The 911-nt window shown below is 43.0% G+C and carries 4 tRNA genes; all 4 read left to right on the plus strand.

Going from position 1 to position 911, the window contains the following annotated elements:
• The first annotated feature begins 366 nt into the window (after window positions 1-366).
• Window positions 367-439: transfer RNA gene (locus DWV73_RS12335), tRNA-Asn, on the plus strand.
• Between the two features lie 22 nt (window positions 440-461).
• Window positions 462-535 (plus strand) — tRNA-Ile (locus DWV73_RS12340).
• Between the two features lie 38 nt (window positions 536-573).
• Window positions 574-647, plus strand: a tRNA-Asp gene (locus DWV73_RS12345).
• Between the two features lie 61 nt (window positions 648-708).
• Window positions 709-781, plus strand: a tRNA-Val gene (locus DWV73_RS12350).
• Window positions 782-911 lie beyond the last annotated feature (130 nt).

A 911-nucleotide genomic window follows, 5' to 3' on the forward strand; every position in this document is an offset into this window, starting at 1 on the left:
TGTGCAGTTTTGAAGGTATATAAAGAAGACCGTTGTACAGAAATGTACGACGGTTTTTTGTGTAATAGGAAATTTCTTGGAATTCCCTATTACACAAAAATGCACTAACGTGCCAATGATGCGCACTCGCGCGAAGCAGAAACATGTCGCAAGCGACCGCGCTCAGCGTGAGAATGTGCCAAGGTACATTTTTTGCCAAGATTATATGAGTTCTGAACCAGAAATTTAAGGATGCGTCATGCTGCTCATGCAGCGAGAAGACGGTAACATCCGATGAAAAGAATAGATTTTTCGATTTTTTTGAAAAAGTAGTTGACATTTAAAATATAATCGGTTATACTTATCTACGTTGTTGGAAAGCAATATTCCTCGATAGCTCAGTCGGTAGAGCACGCGGCTGTTAACCGCGCTGTCGTAGGTTCGAGTCCTACTCGGGGAGTTTTTTGATCCATATACTTTATGGACCTTTAGCTCAGTTGGTTAGAGCAACCGGCTCATAACCGGTCGGTCCCGGGTTCGAGTCCCCGAAGGTCCACTCTACCCAATATGAGGTAAATAAATAATTTAATATTTGGCCCGGTGGCTCAGCTGGTTAGAGCGCCGCCCTGTCACGGCGGAGGTCGTGGGTTCGAACCCCATCCGGGTCGTTTTGATACGACTGTTATAAATTGGTTCGCGTAAGCGGATTGAGGGACAGAGTATCGTAATGGGGTCTTAGCTCAGCTGGGAGAGCATCTGCCTTACAAGCAGAGGGTCACAGGTTCGAGCCCTGTAGGCCCCATTTCATTGTTGGAAAGTAAGAAGAATTTCTGGTTGTTATATCGATATAATTTGAAATGAATCAACAATAAAAGAAATTTAAAAAAATCTAAAAAACAGTTGACATTCTTCAGAATGAGTTGTATAATATG

This window comes from Clostridium sp. AF12-41, assembly GCF_003461685.1.
GTDB classification, from domain to species: domain Bacteria; phylum Bacillota; class Clostridia; order Lachnospirales; family Lachnospiraceae; genus Otoolea; species Otoolea fessa.